The sequence below is a fragment of the Halorubrum sp. Ea8 genome (genome assembly GCF_002252925.1).
GTDB lineage: Archaea > Halobacteriota > Halobacteria > Halobacteriales > Haloferacaceae > Halorubrum.
In genome coordinates this window covers 1-13,394 of sequence record NZ_NHPF01000001.1, presented here as the reverse complement: position 1 = coordinate 13,394, position 13,394 = coordinate 1, and the positions used below count along the sequence as shown (strand labels likewise).

At 73.5% G+C, this 13,394-nt stretch carries 14 protein-coding genes, 1 tRNA gene and 1 pseudogene; 11 read left to right on the top strand and 5 right to left on the bottom strand.

Annotated features, from left to right (window positions below; translation table 11 throughout):
* From DJ74_RS00080 to pyrE, 6 genes are all read left to right on the top strand, one after another.
* The coding region (locus DJ74_RS00080) for a DUF4129 domain-containing protein (protein WP_141212635.1) at positions 1-401 on the top strand (401 nt) is incomplete at its 5' end.
* Entirely contained in the window at positions 401-991 is a 591-nt protein-coding gene (locus DJ74_RS00075; RefSeq protein ID WP_094525918.1) for a hypothetical protein, read from the top strand. The genes DJ74_RS00080 and DJ74_RS00075, both read left to right, overlap by 1 nt.
* On the top strand, positions 988-2,403 hold the full coding sequence (locus DJ74_RS00070; RefSeq protein ID WP_094525917.1) for a DUF58 domain-containing protein: 1,416 nt from the start codon (positions 988-990) through the stop codon (positions 2,401-2,403). The genes DJ74_RS00075 and DJ74_RS00070 overlap by 4 nt, the downstream gene beginning before the upstream one ends.
* A 16-nt stretch (positions 2,404-2,419) precedes the next feature.
* Positions 2,420-2,965, top strand: coding sequence for a hypothetical protein (locus DJ74_RS00065; RefSeq protein ID WP_176451159.1), 546 nt, complete (start codon positions 2,420-2,422; stop codon positions 2,963-2,965).
* Positions 2,966-3,111: 146 nt separating this feature from the next.
* Positions 3,112-4,077, top strand: coding sequence for a bifunctional 2-dehydro-3-deoxygluconokinase/2-dehydro-3-deoxygalactonokinase (kdgK1, locus tag DJ74_RS00060; RefSeq protein ID WP_170938302.1), 966 nt, complete (start codon positions 3,112-3,114; stop codon positions 4,075-4,077).
* Positions 4,078-4,170: 93 nt separating this feature from the next.
* A complete protein-coding gene (gene pyrE, locus DJ74_RS00055) occupies positions 4,171-4,719 on the top strand; it encodes an orotate phosphoribosyltransferase (protein WP_094523897.1) in 549 nt (182 codons plus the stop codon).
* A 26-nt stretch (positions 4,720-4,745) separates the two neighbouring features.
* Here pyrE and DJ74_RS00050 read toward each other — a convergent pair whose 3' ends face one another.
* A complete protein-coding gene (locus DJ74_RS00050) occupies positions 4,746-5,708 on the bottom strand; it encodes a MoxR family ATPase (protein ID WP_094525916.1) in 963 nt (320 codons plus the stop codon).
* Positions 5,709-5,839: 131 nt separating this feature from the next.
* Between DJ74_RS00050 and DJ74_RS00045 the strand changes: the two genes are divergently transcribed.
* Positions 5,840-5,924, top strand: a tRNA-Ser gene (locus tag DJ74_RS00045).
* Positions 5,925-6,039: 115 nt separating this feature from the next.
* Entirely contained in the window at positions 6,040-6,402 is a 363-nt protein-coding gene (locus DJ74_RS00040) for a group 1 truncated hemoglobin (RefSeq protein WP_094525915.1), read from the top strand.
* 34 nt (positions 6,403-6,436) lie between these two features.
* Here DJ74_RS00040 and DJ74_RS00035 read toward each other — a convergent pair whose 3' ends face one another.
* Positions 6,437-6,748, bottom strand: a complete 312-nt coding sequence (locus DJ74_RS00035; protein WP_094523894.1) for a hypothetical protein — start codon at positions 6,746-6,748, stop codon at positions 6,437-6,439.
* Positions 6,749-6,857: 109 nt separating this feature from the next.
* Here DJ74_RS00035 and DJ74_RS00030 point away from each other — a divergent pair, with 109 nt between their 5' ends.
* Positions 6,858-8,504 carry an alpha-amylase family protein gene (locus DJ74_RS00030; RefSeq protein WP_094523893.1) on the top strand — a complete coding sequence of 549 codons (1,647 nt, stop codon included), beginning with the start codon at positions 6,858-6,860 and terminating at the stop codon, positions 8,502-8,504.
* A gap of 32 nt (positions 8,505-8,536) precedes the next feature.
* On the opposite strand, the gene DJ74_RS00025 is transcribed toward DJ74_RS00030, so the two are convergent.
* On the bottom strand, positions 8,537-10,105 hold the full coding sequence (locus DJ74_RS00025; protein WP_170938300.1) for a (R)-citramalate synthase: 1,569 nt from the start codon (positions 10,103-10,105) through the stop codon (positions 8,537-8,539).
* 312 nt (positions 10,106-10,417) lie between these two features.
* On the opposite strand from DJ74_RS00025, the gene DJ74_RS00020 reads away from it, so the two are divergent.
* Positions 10,418-10,906, top strand: coding sequence for a cupin domain-containing protein (locus DJ74_RS00020; RefSeq protein WP_094525913.1), 489 nt, complete (start codon positions 10,418-10,420; stop codon positions 10,904-10,906).
* A gap of 15 nt (positions 10,907-10,921) precedes the next feature.
* Here the strand turns inward: DJ74_RS00020 and DJ74_RS00015 are convergent.
* A pseudogene (locus DJ74_RS00015) lies at positions 10,922-11,558 on the bottom strand (hypothetical protein).
* Between the two features lie 379 nt (positions 11,559-11,937).
* Positions 11,938-12,600, bottom strand: coding sequence for a hypothetical protein (locus DJ74_RS00010; RefSeq protein WP_094525912.1), 663 nt, complete (start codon positions 12,598-12,600; stop codon positions 11,938-11,940).
* 171 nt (positions 12,601-12,771) lie between these two features.
* Between DJ74_RS00010 and DJ74_RS00005 the strand changes: the two genes are divergently transcribed.
* A complete protein-coding gene (locus DJ74_RS00005) occupies positions 12,772-13,353 on the top strand; it encodes a biotin transporter BioY (protein WP_094524882.1) in 582 nt (193 codons plus the stop codon).
* The last annotated feature ends 41 nt before the right edge of the window (positions 13,354-13,394 follow it).

Genomic DNA, 13,394 nt, shown 5'->3' with positions numbered 1-13,394 from the left:
TCGCCGTGCTCCTCGGCGCCGGCGGCGACGACGAGCCGGCGGACGGCGAGGAGCACGGCGAGCGCGAGGAGCCGGACCAGACCGACCCGGACCTCCGCGAGGTCGGGCGGACCGCGGGCGCGGCGGCCGACCGGATCGAGCGGTCGGACGCCGACAACGGGGTGTACCGCGCGTGGCGCGACATGACCGAGGCCCTCGACGTGGACCGGCCCGCCTCCTCGACGCCCGCCGAGTTCGCGGCCGCGGCCGTCGACGCCGGCGTCGACGCGGAGCCGGTCGGAGACCTCACCGCCGTCTTCGAGCGGGTGCGGTACGGGGGCGAGGAGGCGACCGAGGAGCGCGAGCGCCGGGCCGCCGAGGCCCTCCGGCGGATCGAGGAGCGCCACGGGGGTGCGGAGTAGTGGTCCGGCCCCTCGTCGCCCTCGGCGTGGCGGCGGTCGCGGTCGGCTTCGTCGCCGCCGTCGACCGCGGGGTCGCGAGCGCGCTGGACCCCTCCGAGACCGTGGTCACGCTGATCGGCGCGCTCGGCGTGGTCCAGGGGCTCAGGTACGCGAACGCCAGACGGAGGCGGCGACGCGAGGCGGCCGCCCCCGGCGACCCGGAGCGGCGGGCGCCGGCCGCGGTGCCCGGCGCCGACCTCGACGACCGGATCGAGCGGGCGACCGGTCCCGCGCGCGGCGGACACCGAGCGCGTCGACAGGTCCGCGAACGGGTCCGAGAGCTGGCGGTCGCGACCGTCGCCCGCGAGCGAAACGTCTCGGTCGAGGCGGCCGAGCGCCTCGTCGAGACCGGCGACTGGACCGGCGACGCGACCGCCGCCGCGTTCCTCGCGCGCTCGTCGTCGTACCCGGTCCGGGTCCGGCTGCGGGCGATGGTCACCGGGCGCTCGCGCTACGAGTTCGGCCTCCGGGCCGTCGTCGACGCGATCCGCCGGGCGGAGGGAGAAAGAGGCGCCGGCGGCGCGGGGGCGACGCCGGAGGCCGACCGATGAGCCGGGGTCGCCGGTCGGCGGCGGTCGACGCCGGAAGGGCGGCGGATAGCGAGGAGAGCGACGACGAGGGAAGCGACGACGAGGGAGGGGGGGACGGCGGGGGAAGCGACGACGGGCCCGCGACGACCGAACGCGTGACCCGCCGCGGGGTCGAGACGGGGCGGTGGGACGGGATCCGCGGTGCGGCGCTCGCGCTGGTCGGCGTCGGCGTCATCGCCCGGCGGCCGGGGCTGGTGCTCCTCGGCGCGGTCGGGGTCGGCTACGCCCTCTACGCCGGCGTCGGCGAGGCGCCGGCCGCGACGCTCGACGTCACCCGGACGGTGAGCGACGCGACCCCCGAGCCCGGCGACGAGGTGACCGTCGCGGTCCGGGCGCGCAACGTCGGCGACGCCCCCGTCGCCGACCTCCGGCTCGTCGACGGGGTTCCGCCGGCGCTGGAGGTCGTCGACGGTCCCGCGCGGATCGCGACCGCGCTCCGCCCGGGATCGGCGGCCGCGTTCGAGTACGCGGTCCGCGCGACCCGCGGCGAGCACGAGTGGGAGGCGGTCACGGCGATCACGCGCAACCCCTCCGGATCGCGCGAGCGGACGACCGCGATCGAGCCGGCCGACCCCGCGCGGGTCGTCTGTACCCCGGAGCTGGCCGCCGGCGGCGACCTCCCGCTCCGGGGGCTGACGACGCGGTACCACGGCCGGATGCCGACCGACGTCGGCGGGGCGGGCGTGGAGTTCCACGCCACTCGCGAGTACCGCCGCGGCGACCCGCTCAAGCGGGTCGACTGGAACCGCCGGGCGCGGACGGGGGAGCTGGCGACCGTGGAGCTCCGCGAGGAGCGCGCCGCCACGGTCGTCCTCCTGATCGACGCGCGGGAGTCCGCGTACGCCGCGCCCGAGCCGGCGGCGGAGACGGCGGTGGAGGCGAGCGTCGGCGCCGCCGGGCAGGCGTTCCGCGCGCTCCTCGACGGCGGCGACCGCGTCGGAATCGCGGCGCTCGGCCCCGTCGACTGCTGGCTCGCGCCGGGCGCCGGCTCGGCGCACGCCGCGCGGGGCCGCGACACGCTGGCGACCGATCCCGCGCTGGCCCCGACCCCGAGCGGGGACCGGTTCTACCGGTCGCTGTGGCTCCGCCGGTTCCGGCGGCGGCTCCCGGCCGACGCGCAGGTGCTCTTCTTCACCCCGCTCGTCGACGACGCGGCCGCGTCGATCGCGCGCCGGATCGACGCGCACGGCCACCTCGTCACCGCCCTCTCGCCGGACGTCACGGCCGGCGAGACCCCCGGCGAGCGGCTCGTGGGATTCGAGCGCCGCGAGCGGCTTCGGGAGCTCCGCTCGGCTGGGATCCGCGCGGTCGAGTGGGACGGGGAGTCGTTCCCCGTCGCGGTCGCGCGAGCGACGAACAGGTGGTCGCCGTGAGCGCCGGGTGGTCGCCGTGAGCGCCGACGGCTCCCCCGCCGACGGCGGCGCGAACGCACCGACCGACCGACCCGAGCGCGACGCCCGCCCCCCGACGCTCGCCGTCGTCGTCGCCCTCGTCGCGGCCGCGGTCGCGAGCCTCGCGGGGTTCCTCGCCGCGCCGCTCGGGGGCGCCCTCCTCGGCGCCGCGACGGTCGGACTCGTCGCCGGGTCGTTCCGGCGGTCGCACCGGCTCCTCTCGTGGGCGGCCGGGGTCGGAACCGTCGGGCTCGCGGTCGCGGGGTATCGGGGCGGAGGCGTCGAGGCGCTGCTCGTCGGCGGCGTCGCGCTCGCGGTCGCGTGGGACGCCGCGGACCACGGGCTCTCAGTCGGCGCACAGGTCGGCCGCGAGGCCCGGACCCGGCGGAACGTCGCCGTCCACGCCGGGACGACACTGCTCGTCGGCGCGCTCTCGGTCGGCGTCGTCTACGGCGTCTACCTCGCCGCCGCCGGGTCGCAGCCTGTCGCGGCCCTCGCGCTGCTCCTGTTCGGGGCGGTGGTGCTGGCGTCCGCGCTCCGGTGAGGTGGTCCGAGACGGCGGGCGGTCGGGCCGGCGGCGATCGCTTGCCCTTTTGTACTCCCCCGCCGACGCTCCGGTATGCGCACTGCAGCGACCGCGACGGCCGCGGCGTCGGCGGCGACGACAGCGGCGACGGCGGGACGCGTCGGGTGGTCGGCGTGACGGACCTCGTGACGTTCGGCGAGACGATGCTCCGGCTCTCGCCGCCGCGCGGCGACCGGCTGGAGACCGCCCGGACCCTCGGCGTACAGGCGGGCGGCGCGGAGAGCAACGTCGCGGTCGGCGCGGCGCGGCTCGGCGCGGACGCCGTCTGGCTCTCCAAGCTCCCGGAGTCGCCGCTCGGCCGCCGCGTCGTGAGCGAGCTCCGGAGCCACGGCGTCCGGACCGGCGTCGCGTGGGCCGACCCCGAGTCGAGCCGCGTCGGGACGTACTACCTCGAACACGGCGGCGAGCCCCGCGGGACGAGCGTGATCTACGACCGGGCCGACGCCGCGATCACGACGGTCGAGCCCGACGAGCTCCCGACCGCCGCGCTGGAGTCGGCCGAGCGGTTCCACACGACCGGGATCACCCCGGCGCTCTCCGAGCGGGCCGCGGAGACGACGACCGCGCTGCTCCGCGCCGCGGGGGAGGGCGGGGCGACCCGCTCGTTCGACCTGAACTACCGGGCGAAGCTCTGGGACCCCGAGACGGCCCGGGCGGCGTACGAGGAGCTGTTCGCGCACGTCGACACGCTGTTCGTCCCGCGGCGCGACGCCCGCGAGGTGCTGGGCCGCGAGGGCGACGCCGTCGAGATCGCCCACGGGCTCGCCTCCGAGTTCGGCTTCGACACGGTCGTCGTCACGCGGGGGAGCGAGGGCGCGGTGGCCCTGCGGGACGGCGCGGTGTACGAGCAGAGCGTCTTCGACGCGGAGACGTTCGACGCGATCGGCACCGGCGACGCGTTCGTCGCGGGGTACCTCGCCAACCGGCTCGACGGCGGCGACGTCGCGGACGGACTGGAGTGGGCCGCCGCGGCCGCCGCCCTGAAGCGCACCGTCGACGGCGACCTCGCCGTGATCACGCCCGATGACGTGGCCGACGTCGTCGACGGCGGCAGCGGCATCGACCGCTAGCGACCGATCGGGCTCCGATCCGGCCGGCGTCTCCGTTCCGGCCGTCGCCCGCGTTCCGACCCGTTTATAGTCGCCGGCCCGCCCCGTCAGGGTATGACCGACGACGAGCGACGGAGCGAGCTCATCGCCGCGCTGCGGGCGGCCGACGCCGTCCGATTCGGCGAGTTCGAGCTCTCGCACGGCGGCACCAGCGACTACTACGTCGACAAGTACCTGTTCGAGACCGACCCGGACGCGCTGACGCTCGTGAGCGAGGCGTTCGCGGCTCGGCTCGCCGACACGGACGCGAAGCTCGCGGGGGTCGCGCTCGGCGCGGTCCCGCTCGTGGCCGTCACGGCCGCCGAGCTGGGGCGCCCGTACGTCATCGCGCGCAAGTCGGCGAAGGAGTACGGCACCGGCAACCGCATCGAGGGCCGGCTCGACGAGGGCGAGGAGGTCGTCGTGTTGGAGGACATCGCCACGACCGGGCAGTCCGCGGTGGACGCCGTCGAGGCGCTGCGCGAGGCGGGCGCGACGGTGGACCGCGTGCTCGTCGTCGTCGACCGCGAGGAGGGGGCCGCGGAGCTGCTCGCCGACCACGACGTGGAGCTGGAGTCGCTGTTGACGGCGACGGAGCTGCTGGCGGAGCGGGACGCGGAGTAGCTCGCAGACCGCTTTTCAAACCGGCGTCAGGCCTCGGGCGCCTCGACCGTCGGCACCGCGATGCGGTCGAGGGCGTCGGCGATCACGTCGCGCTTGTCGACGTCGTTGACGGCGGCGTCGGGGGTGAGCACGAGCCGGTGCGCGAGCGTCGGCTCCGCGACGCGCTTCACGTCGTCGGGGGTGACGAACTCGCGGCCGGCGACGACCGCGGCGGCGCGGGCGGTCTCGAACAGCCGCTGGGTGCCACGGGGCGAGACGCCCACGTCGACGCGGCGGTCCTCGCGCGTCGCGCGGACGAGCGCGGCCATGTACCCGAGCAGGTCGTCCTCGACGCGCACCGTCTCGGGCACCTCGCGGAGCGCCGAGACGGCGTCGGCGTCGAGGACGCGGTCGACCGTCGGCGCCTGCTCGGCGCGACCCGCGCGGCGGCGGAGGAGCTCAACCTCGCCGTCGTCGTCGGGGTAGCCGATCGAGGTCTTGATCGCGAACCGGTCGAGCTGGGCCTCCGGCAGCGGGAACGCGCCCTCGCTCTCGACGGGGTTCTGCGTCGCGATGACGTAGAAGGGGTCGGGCAGGGCGTGGGTGTCGCCGTCGACGGTCACCTGGCCCTCCTCCATCGCCTCCAGCAGCGCGGCCTGCGTCTTCGGCGGCGCGCGGTTGATCTCGTCGGCGAGCACGACGTTGGCGAAGACCGGGCCGGGCGAAAAGGCGAAGGAGCCGTCGCGCTCGTCGAACACGTTCGTCCCGGTGACGTCGGACGGGAGGAGGTCGGGCGTGAACTGCACCCGGGAGAACTCCAGGCCGAGCGCGGTCGCGAACGAGCGCGCCGAGAGGGTCTTCCCGGTGCCGGGCACGTCCTCCAAGAGGACGTGGCCGCGGGCGAGGATCCCGAGCGTGACGCGGTCGAGGAACTCGCGGTCGGCGACGACCGCGCCGCCGACCTCGTCGACGACGCGCGAGCAGGCCGCCGCCGCTTCGGGGACGTCCATACCGGGCGCACGGGGGCCGCGCCGAAAAGCGTTGCCGGCGGCGGTCGCCTCGGCGACGCGTCGAGGCCGCTCCCGAGGTCGGCATCGGCGATCGAAACGCATAACAGCGGAACCGGCCAACCGGCAAGTGAGCCGAGGTAGCCTAGCCTGGCCAAGGCGGTAGATTCGAAATCTACTGTCCATTCGGACACCGGAGTTCAAATCTCCGCCTCGGCGCTTCTCTCTCACCCGCTCCGCCCAGCGACGCGGCCGCGGTCGAAGGGATCCCATGAGCGGTCACCGAGCGCCGCGGCGGGGAAAGAGCCATCCCTCGTCGAGGCGACGGAATCGTATGCCGGACGCGACGCTGTACGACCGGCTCGGCGGCGGGCCGGCGATCGGCGCGGTCGTCAACGAGTTCTACGACCGAGTGCTGGCCGACGAGCGGGTGGCGCACCACTTCGACGACGTGGAGATGGCCGATCAGCGCTCCCACCAGACGAAGTTCCTGAGCGCGGTCACCGGCGGCCCGATCGAGTACGGGGGCGACGACATGGAGACGGCCCACGGAGGGCTCGGCGTCACGGACGCGGAGTTCGACGCGATCGCGGCCCACCTCGACGCCGCGCTCCGCGAGTTCGACGTCGACGACGCGGACCGCGAGGCGGTACTGGAGGCGGTCGAGGCGTTCAGAGAGGACACCGTCGAGGCGTGACGCGGAGGGGAAAGCCACCGACCGCGCCCGTCGCCTACGGCTGCCCGCCCAGCGACTCCTGTTCGGATCCGGAGTCGCCCCGCAGCCGCCGTCGCCGCTTGTCGTAGGCCGCTTCCAGCTTCGCGTTGGTCGCCCGCGAGACGAGGTAGCAGTCGACCGCGTCGTCGTCGCGGGGGTGCGCGCTCGCGACCCAGACGTGGCCGTCGCCCGTCGAGAGGTCGGCCGCCCACCGCTCCGCGGCCGCGCGGCTCTCGAACGCGTGGCGGGGACCGTCCTCGAAGACGAGCCGCCCGACCTTCGCGTTCCGCTTGCGCGCCGAGGGCTTCACCGCGACGACGACGCTCACGGGCGACGTTGGGGCGTCGTCGCTTAAAAACCTCGTCAGACGCCCCCGGTCGCGGAGCGGGTGCGAACGAACCGCAAGAAACCAGACCCCCGATTCCGTACCCGTGCGCATGAGCGAGCCGGACTGGTACGAGGACGCGACGATCTACTCGCTGGACGTCAAGACGTTCAACGACGGCGACGGCGACGGCTGGGGGGACTTCCGCGGGGCGATCGAGCGGCTCGACTACCTCGACGAGCTCGGGGTCGACGCGCTCTGGATCCGACCGTTCTACCCGAGCCCGCTCCGCGACAACGGCTACGACGTCGCCGACTACTACGGCGTCGACGACCGGCTCGGGAGCCTCGCCGACTTCCGTGAGTTCGCCGACCGGGCGCACGAGCGCGGGATCCGCGTGATCACCGACCTCGTCTTCAACCACACCTCGAACGAACACGAGTGGTTCCGACGGGCGCGCGAGGACCCCGAGTCGGAGTACCACGACTACTACCTGTGGACGAGCCACCTGGCGGACGCCCACCAGCGCGGGAACATCTTCCCGGAGTACGAGGACGGCGTCTGGTCGTACGACGAGGTCGCGGACAAACACTACTTCCACCAGTTCTACGGCCACCAGCCCGATCTCAACGTCGCGAACCCCGCGGTCCGCGAGGAGCTGTACGACGTGCTCCGCTTCTGGCTCGACCGGGGCGCCGACGGCTTCCGGATCGACGCCGCCCACCCGATGCTGATGCCGAAGGGCCACGACGCGACCACCCTCGACGAGACCGACCTCGGCGACCCCATCGAGCTGTTCAAGGAGATGCGCCGGGTCGTCGAGGCGGAGCAGTCCGACGCGGTGCTGCTGGCCGAGGCCGACGACGAGCCGGAACACCTCGACTACTACTTCGGCGACGGCGAGGCGTTCCACCTCCAGTTCAACTTCGTGATGAACGCGCACCTCACGTACGCGGTCGGCGTCAAGGACACCTGGCCGCTACAGCGCGCCGAGGAGGTCCTCCCCGACGTCTCCGGCGTCGGCACCTGGGTGAACTTCCTGCGGAACCACGACGAGTGGAACCTGCTGAAGCTGCCGGAGGAGGCGTTCGAGCACGCCCGCGGGTACTTCGGCGACGACGACGGCGACTCGTGGATCTTCGAGCGCGGCCACCGGCTCCGGCTGGCCGACCTGTACGACGGCGACCCCGGTCGGATCGCCGTCGCCCACAGCCTGCTCTTCTCGCTGCCCGGCTCCGTCGCGCTCCAGTCCGGCGACGAGATCGGGATGGGCGCGGACCTCTCCCTGCCCGAGCGCGAGGCCGTCCGCACGCCGATGCAGTGGGACGACTCCCCGAACGGCGGCTTCTCGACGGCCGCCCCCGAGGAGTGTTACAACCCCGCGGTCGACGAGGGGCCGTCCGCCTACGACCGCGTGAACGTCGCCGCCCAGCGCGGCGACCCCGACTCGCTGCTCTCGCGGGTCGAGGCGCTCGTGGCGGCCCGCGACGCCTGTCCGGAGATCGCCCGCGGCGACTACCGCGCGCTCGAGACGGACCACAAGGAGACGCGCGTCCACCGGTTCGAACACGACGGAACCGTCCTCCTCTGCGCGCACAACCTCGCGGACGGGTACCGCGAGGAGGTCGTCGGGTTCGACGTCGACCCGGACACCGTCGAGCACGTCGTCGGCGACGGCGAGCACCACGTCGCGGAGGGGGGCGTCACGGTCGAGCTCGACGCCTGCGACTACGCGTGGCTGCGCGGCGAGAAGCGCTGAGGGCGGCGACGGCGGGTCGGGGATTCCTTCGCTCAGTCGTCCGCGAGCGAGGCGACGTCCGGGACCGAGCCGTCCTCGGCGGCGGCCGAGAGCAGGCGGTCGAGCCCGTCGACCATCGCGACGACGCTGGCGCGGGTGATGTCGGCGTCGGTCGAGGAGACCGAGACGGAGCGGTCGCCGCGCGAGAGGTCGACCTCGACGGTGACGACCGCGTCGGTGCCGCCCGTGATCGCGTCGACGTGGTAGGAGTCCAGGTCGAAGGAGACGCCGCCGGTGCCGTCGCTCTCGGCGCCGTCGCCGTCGCCCGCCAGCGCGGCCCGCACGGCTTCGAGGCCCGCGTCGACCGGACCGGCGCCCGTGCCGGAGGCGACGCGCTGCTCGTCGCCGACGCGGAGCCGGACCGACGCCGTGGGGAGGTTCCCGCCGGAGGTGGCCGAGAGGTCGACGAGCTCGACGCGGCGGTCGCGCTCGCGGCCCTGCACGTCCTCCGTGATCGCGAGCAGGTCGGCGTCGGTGACGCGCTTCCCGCGGTCCCCGAGCTCCTTCACGCGGCTCACGACCTCGCTCAGCTCGTCGGCGTCGACCGCGACGTCGTGCTCGGCGAGCGCGGCCTTGACGCCCGCGCGGCCGGCGTGTTTACCGAGGACGAGCCGGCGCTCGCGGCCCACCGTCTCCGGCGGGTACGGCTCGTACATCGTCCCGTCCTTGAGCGTGCCGTCGGTATGAATCCCCGACTCGTGGGCGAAGGCGTTGGCGCCGCAGACCGCCTTGTTCGGCGGGAGCGCGACGCCGGTCGCCTCCGAGACGGTCCGGCAGAGCCGGTAGAGCCGCTCTAACTCGACCGTGGCGACGTCGTACGATCGGGCGAGCGCGACGGCGACCTCTTCGAGGGCGACGTTGCCGGCGCGCTCGCCGACGCCCATCACGGTGCCGTGGACGGTGTCGGCGCCGGCCGTCAGCCCCGCGTGGACGTTCGCCACGCCGAGGCCGAGGTCGTCGTGGGTGTGGAGGCTCGTCGGGCCGAGGTCGGCGAGCCGGGAGACGACCTCGGCGGTGCGCTCCGGGTCGGCCGCGCCGACGGTGTCGCAGTAGCAGATCCGGTCGGCGCCCGCGTCGAGGCCGGCGCCGAGCAGGCGTTCGAGGTAGTCGAGGTCGGCGCGGGAGCCGTCTTCGCCGAGCACCTCGACCCAGAGGCCGTGGTCTTTGGCGTACTCGACGAGCTCGACCGTCGTCTCGACCACCGCCTCGCGGGTCGACCCGACCTTCGTCTCGACGTGCTTGTCCGAGGCGGGGACGACGAGGTTGATCCCGTCGACGCCGCAGTCGAGCGCGTGGTCGACGTCCCGCTTCACGCCGCGGGCGAAGCTCGTCACGGTCGCGTCGAACCCCTCGTCGGCGACCCGGCGGATCGCCTCGCGCTCGCCCTCGGAGGTGCACGCCGAGCCGGCCTCGATCAGGTGCATCCCCGCGGCGTCGAGCTCGCGGGCGACGTCGACCTTCTCGGCCGGCGTCAGCGAGACGCCGGGCATCTGCTCGCCGTCGCGCAGGGTGGTGTCTAACAGCTGTACCTCGTCGAGTTCGGTGAGTGGTGTTCGGGTCAAAAGGAAGTCCGTCGGCTCTGCGGTGGGTTCGGGGTCGGTGCCGCCGCGGGGCGGTCGTGCCCCGGAGTCGTTATCGCCGGAGAATTTCGCGGCCAGCCGCCGGGAGGCGACTTCCTCTATCCTCCGAACGACCACGATCGTCTCGTGTCATTCGTGTCCGTGCCGACGCGTCACACACGTATAAACGGACGGGTCGCGACAGGAATGACCAACGGATCGTCGGCGAGATCGGTGGTTCGTCGAGGATCCGCCGACGTGGTCACGCGCGCCAAGGGCGGCAGGATTACACGCGCGGGTCGAGAGCGGGCCCGCGTGAAACGAGTCGCGATCGACGACGTCGACGTCGTCACGAACCCGATGGACGTCCACGACGTGCGCAAACCGGTCTCTCGGACCCTCGGCACCGAACACGTCGCGATGAACTACTTCGAGCTCGCGCCCGGCGACGCCCTCTCCGGCGGACTCCACGCGCACGGCGAGCAAGAGGAGCTGTTCTACGTCCGCTCCGGCACCGCCACCTTCGAAGTGGGCCGGGAGCGCGAGCGCGTCGACGTCGGGGCCGGCGAGCTGATCCGGTTCGCGCCCGGGGAGTTCCAGTCCGGGTTCGTCCGCGAGGACGCCGACGAGGAGGTGGTCGCGTGGGCGGTGGGCGCGCCCGGCGCGCGTCACGACTGGGAGGCGATCGAGTCGCTGATCGAGTGTCGGACCTGCGGCGAGGAACTCCCGCACGCGACGGAGCTGACCGACGAGGGCCGGTTCCGGTTCACGTGCAGCGAGTGCGGCGCGTCGTTTTCGCCGTAGGGGCCGGCGGCTGCCTCATCCCAGCAGCGACCGGAACGACCGGCGACCGACGCCGCACTCCTCGCGGTAGTCGCAGGCCGAACAGCGGTCGTCGTCGACGCGCGACGGCGGGCCGTCGACCGCGCGGGCGGCCCGGAGCGCCCGGCGGTAGGCGGCCTTCCTGCGGGTGGTGAGTCGGACCTCGCGCACGGCGCCGACGGTCGGGTACTCGACCAGCGCGCGCGGCACCTCGCGCTCGCGCTCCCACGCGACCGCCTTCGCGACGGCGACCGCCCGTCCCCACGGTCGTCTCGGGGGAGTCGGCGGCCTCGGCAGCGCCGGCGGTGTCGCCCCCGCCGGCGAGCACCTTGTGGACCGTTCCGTGACAGTCCTTCCCGGAGACGAAAGCGCGCTCGCGTTCGGGATCGATGAGGCGGTCGTAGTCGTCGCGTTCGCGGAGCCGGTCGAGGTTCCGGCGGTACGCGGCCGGCGAGCGCCGGATCGGGAGCCGCCGGAGGGTTGCGTCCGGCGCGTCGGCGAGCGCGGGGTAGCGGTAGGCGAGGTCGATCCGGGCGCGGGCGTCCGCCGGAACCGTCCGGTCGTCCTCGCGGCGGGCGTAGTAGAGCTGTCGCGGGCAGTAGGCCGCGCGGGCCACGTCGCTGAAGGGAGTCACGAGGTGGGTGGGCGCGGTTCGATTGATAAAGAGTGCGAGGTCGCGATCGATTATTTATAAATGGATGTCGTCGGTATTGCGGTGACAACGTTCGAGTTTCCGGCCGCTCGTTTATAAGCGATTGATTGCAAAACGATAGTAAACACTGCCAAAGTCCCAGCCGGACCGCACCGCAACCGCACCTCACGCCTCCCCAGCCTCGGCGGACGGCCCGGCGCGGGCAGGCCGCGCCGGCCCGCCGCCTCCCTCGCGGGCGGGTCGCGCCCAGCGGGCGCGACCCGGCGCGCCGTATCGTATTCGGGGATTCATAAGTACGCGTGAACGGTGTGCGAGCCTCGAAAAGCGTCGGAGTGGGGTATCGCCCGCAACGAGCGGATATTTATAAAGAGACGTCCGTCTCGATATCCTCGGTCGCCTCTTTCAGCCCGTCCTCGCGGGCGGTCTCGGCGTGGTTGCCTTCGATCTCGGCGTCAGTGAGGAGGTCGCGGAGCTCGTCGCGGAAGCGGTCGTTCGCCCGCGTGGCAGTGAGGTCGACGCGGGCGACGCGCGCGTACTTCGCGACGGGGTCGGGGTCGGCGCCGAGCGCCGCCGCGCAGTCGACGATGGAGCGGCCTTCGGCGGTGAGCGACTTCAGGTCCGCGTAGTCGAACGAGGCGTCGTCGACCTCGCGGTCGGCGTCGCGCACGAGGTGGAGGTCGAAGCGGGCGTCTCGGACCGTTTCGGGGTCGACGTCGACCGGTTCGGACGCGTCGACGGCGTCGCTTTCGGCAGCGTCGCCCTCGGCGAGCGCGGCCGCGATCGCGGCGTCGTCGTCCAGTTCGAAGTGCCCGCGCGCGATCCGGGCGTAGGTCGCGTCGTCGAGGTCCGTCGAGAAGTCGTACCGCTCGCGCATCGCGGCGACCAGCTCGCGGACGCGCTCGGCGACGGCGGCCTCGTCTCGGTCGGTGAGGGTCCCGGGGGACTCCGCCTGCCGCTCGGTGACCGTGTCGGACCCGGTGGTCTCGACGAAGATGTCGCGGAGCTCGGCGGTCTTCTCGTCCATGGACTCGTAGGTACGCGCTCCCGGTAGAAAAGCCTCGCGTCAGATTTCGGACGCCTCGAACGCGGTACTACCGGATTGCGGGCGTGAACGCGCGGGGCACGCCGGGAGCCCGACGAACCGCCGTCGTCGTCAACCAGTATATTCAAGTCGGTTTACGAGCGTGGCGGAGACATGGCAACCAACACGGAGTCGGTGGATCTCGTCGGCGACGAGGTCGCGACGAACCTCGCCCGCGCGGCGCTGTTCGCGGCGCTCGTCGGCGCGTTCGCGTACGTGTCGTTCCCGAACCCGGTGTCACCCGTCTCGGTGACGCTCCAAGTGCTCGGCGTCTTCCTCGCCGGGATCTTCCTCGGTCCGGTGTGGGGGGCCGCGTCGCTCGTCTTATACCTCGCGGCGGGCGCGCTCGGCGCGCCGGTGTTCCAGGGCGGCTCCGCGGGCTTCGTGGAGCTCGTGGGCGGGACCGCCGGCTACCTCTGGTCGTACCCGATCGCGGCCGCGCTCGTCGGCGCGATCGTCCACCGCGGCGGCGACCTCCGCGACCTCGACGCCGTCTCCGTCCCGGTCCTCGTGGGCGCGATGACCGCCGGGACGGTCGTCATCTACGCGATGGGCGTCGTCGGCCTCTACCTGAACCTGGAGCTCACCCTCGTCGAGGCGACCGTCCAGGGAGCCGTCGTGTTCCTCCCGGCGGAGGGCGCGAAGATCGCCGCCGCGATCGGGATCGTCCGCTCGGACGCGATCGCGGCCGAGTGAGGTGACGCCGTGATTGACTCAGAGGTGACGCCGCGAGCGAC

Bases quoted from the DNA above. Each gene is read 5' to 3' on its own strand.
- pyrE (WP_094523897.1), top strand. From the start codon at position 4,171: ATGACCGACGACGAGCGACGGAGCGAGCTCATCGCCGCGCTGCGGGCG.
- DJ74_RS00070 (WP_094525917.1), top strand. From the start codon at position 988: ATGAGCCGGGGTCGCCGGTCGGCGGCGGTCGACGCCGGAAGGGCGGCG.
- DJ74_RS00005 (WP_094524882.1), top strand. From the start codon at position 12,772: ATGGCAACCAACACGGAGTCGGTGGATCTCGTCGGCGACGAGGTCGCG.
- DJ74_RS00050 (WP_094525916.1), bottom strand. From the start codon at position 5,708: ATGGACGTCCCCGAAGCGGCGGCGGCCTGCTCGCGCGTCGTCGACGAG.
- DJ74_RS00010 (WP_094525912.1), bottom strand. From the start codon at position 12,600: ATGGACGAGAAGACCGCCGAGCTCCGCGACATCTTCGTCGAGACCACC.
- DJ74_RS00030 (WP_094523893.1), top strand. From the start codon at position 6,858: ATGAGCGAGCCGGACTGGTACGAGGACGCGACGATCTACTCGCTGGAC.
- DJ74_RS00040 (WP_094525915.1), top strand. From the start codon at position 6,040: ATGCCGGACGCGACGCTGTACGACCGGCTCGGCGGCGGGCCGGCGATC.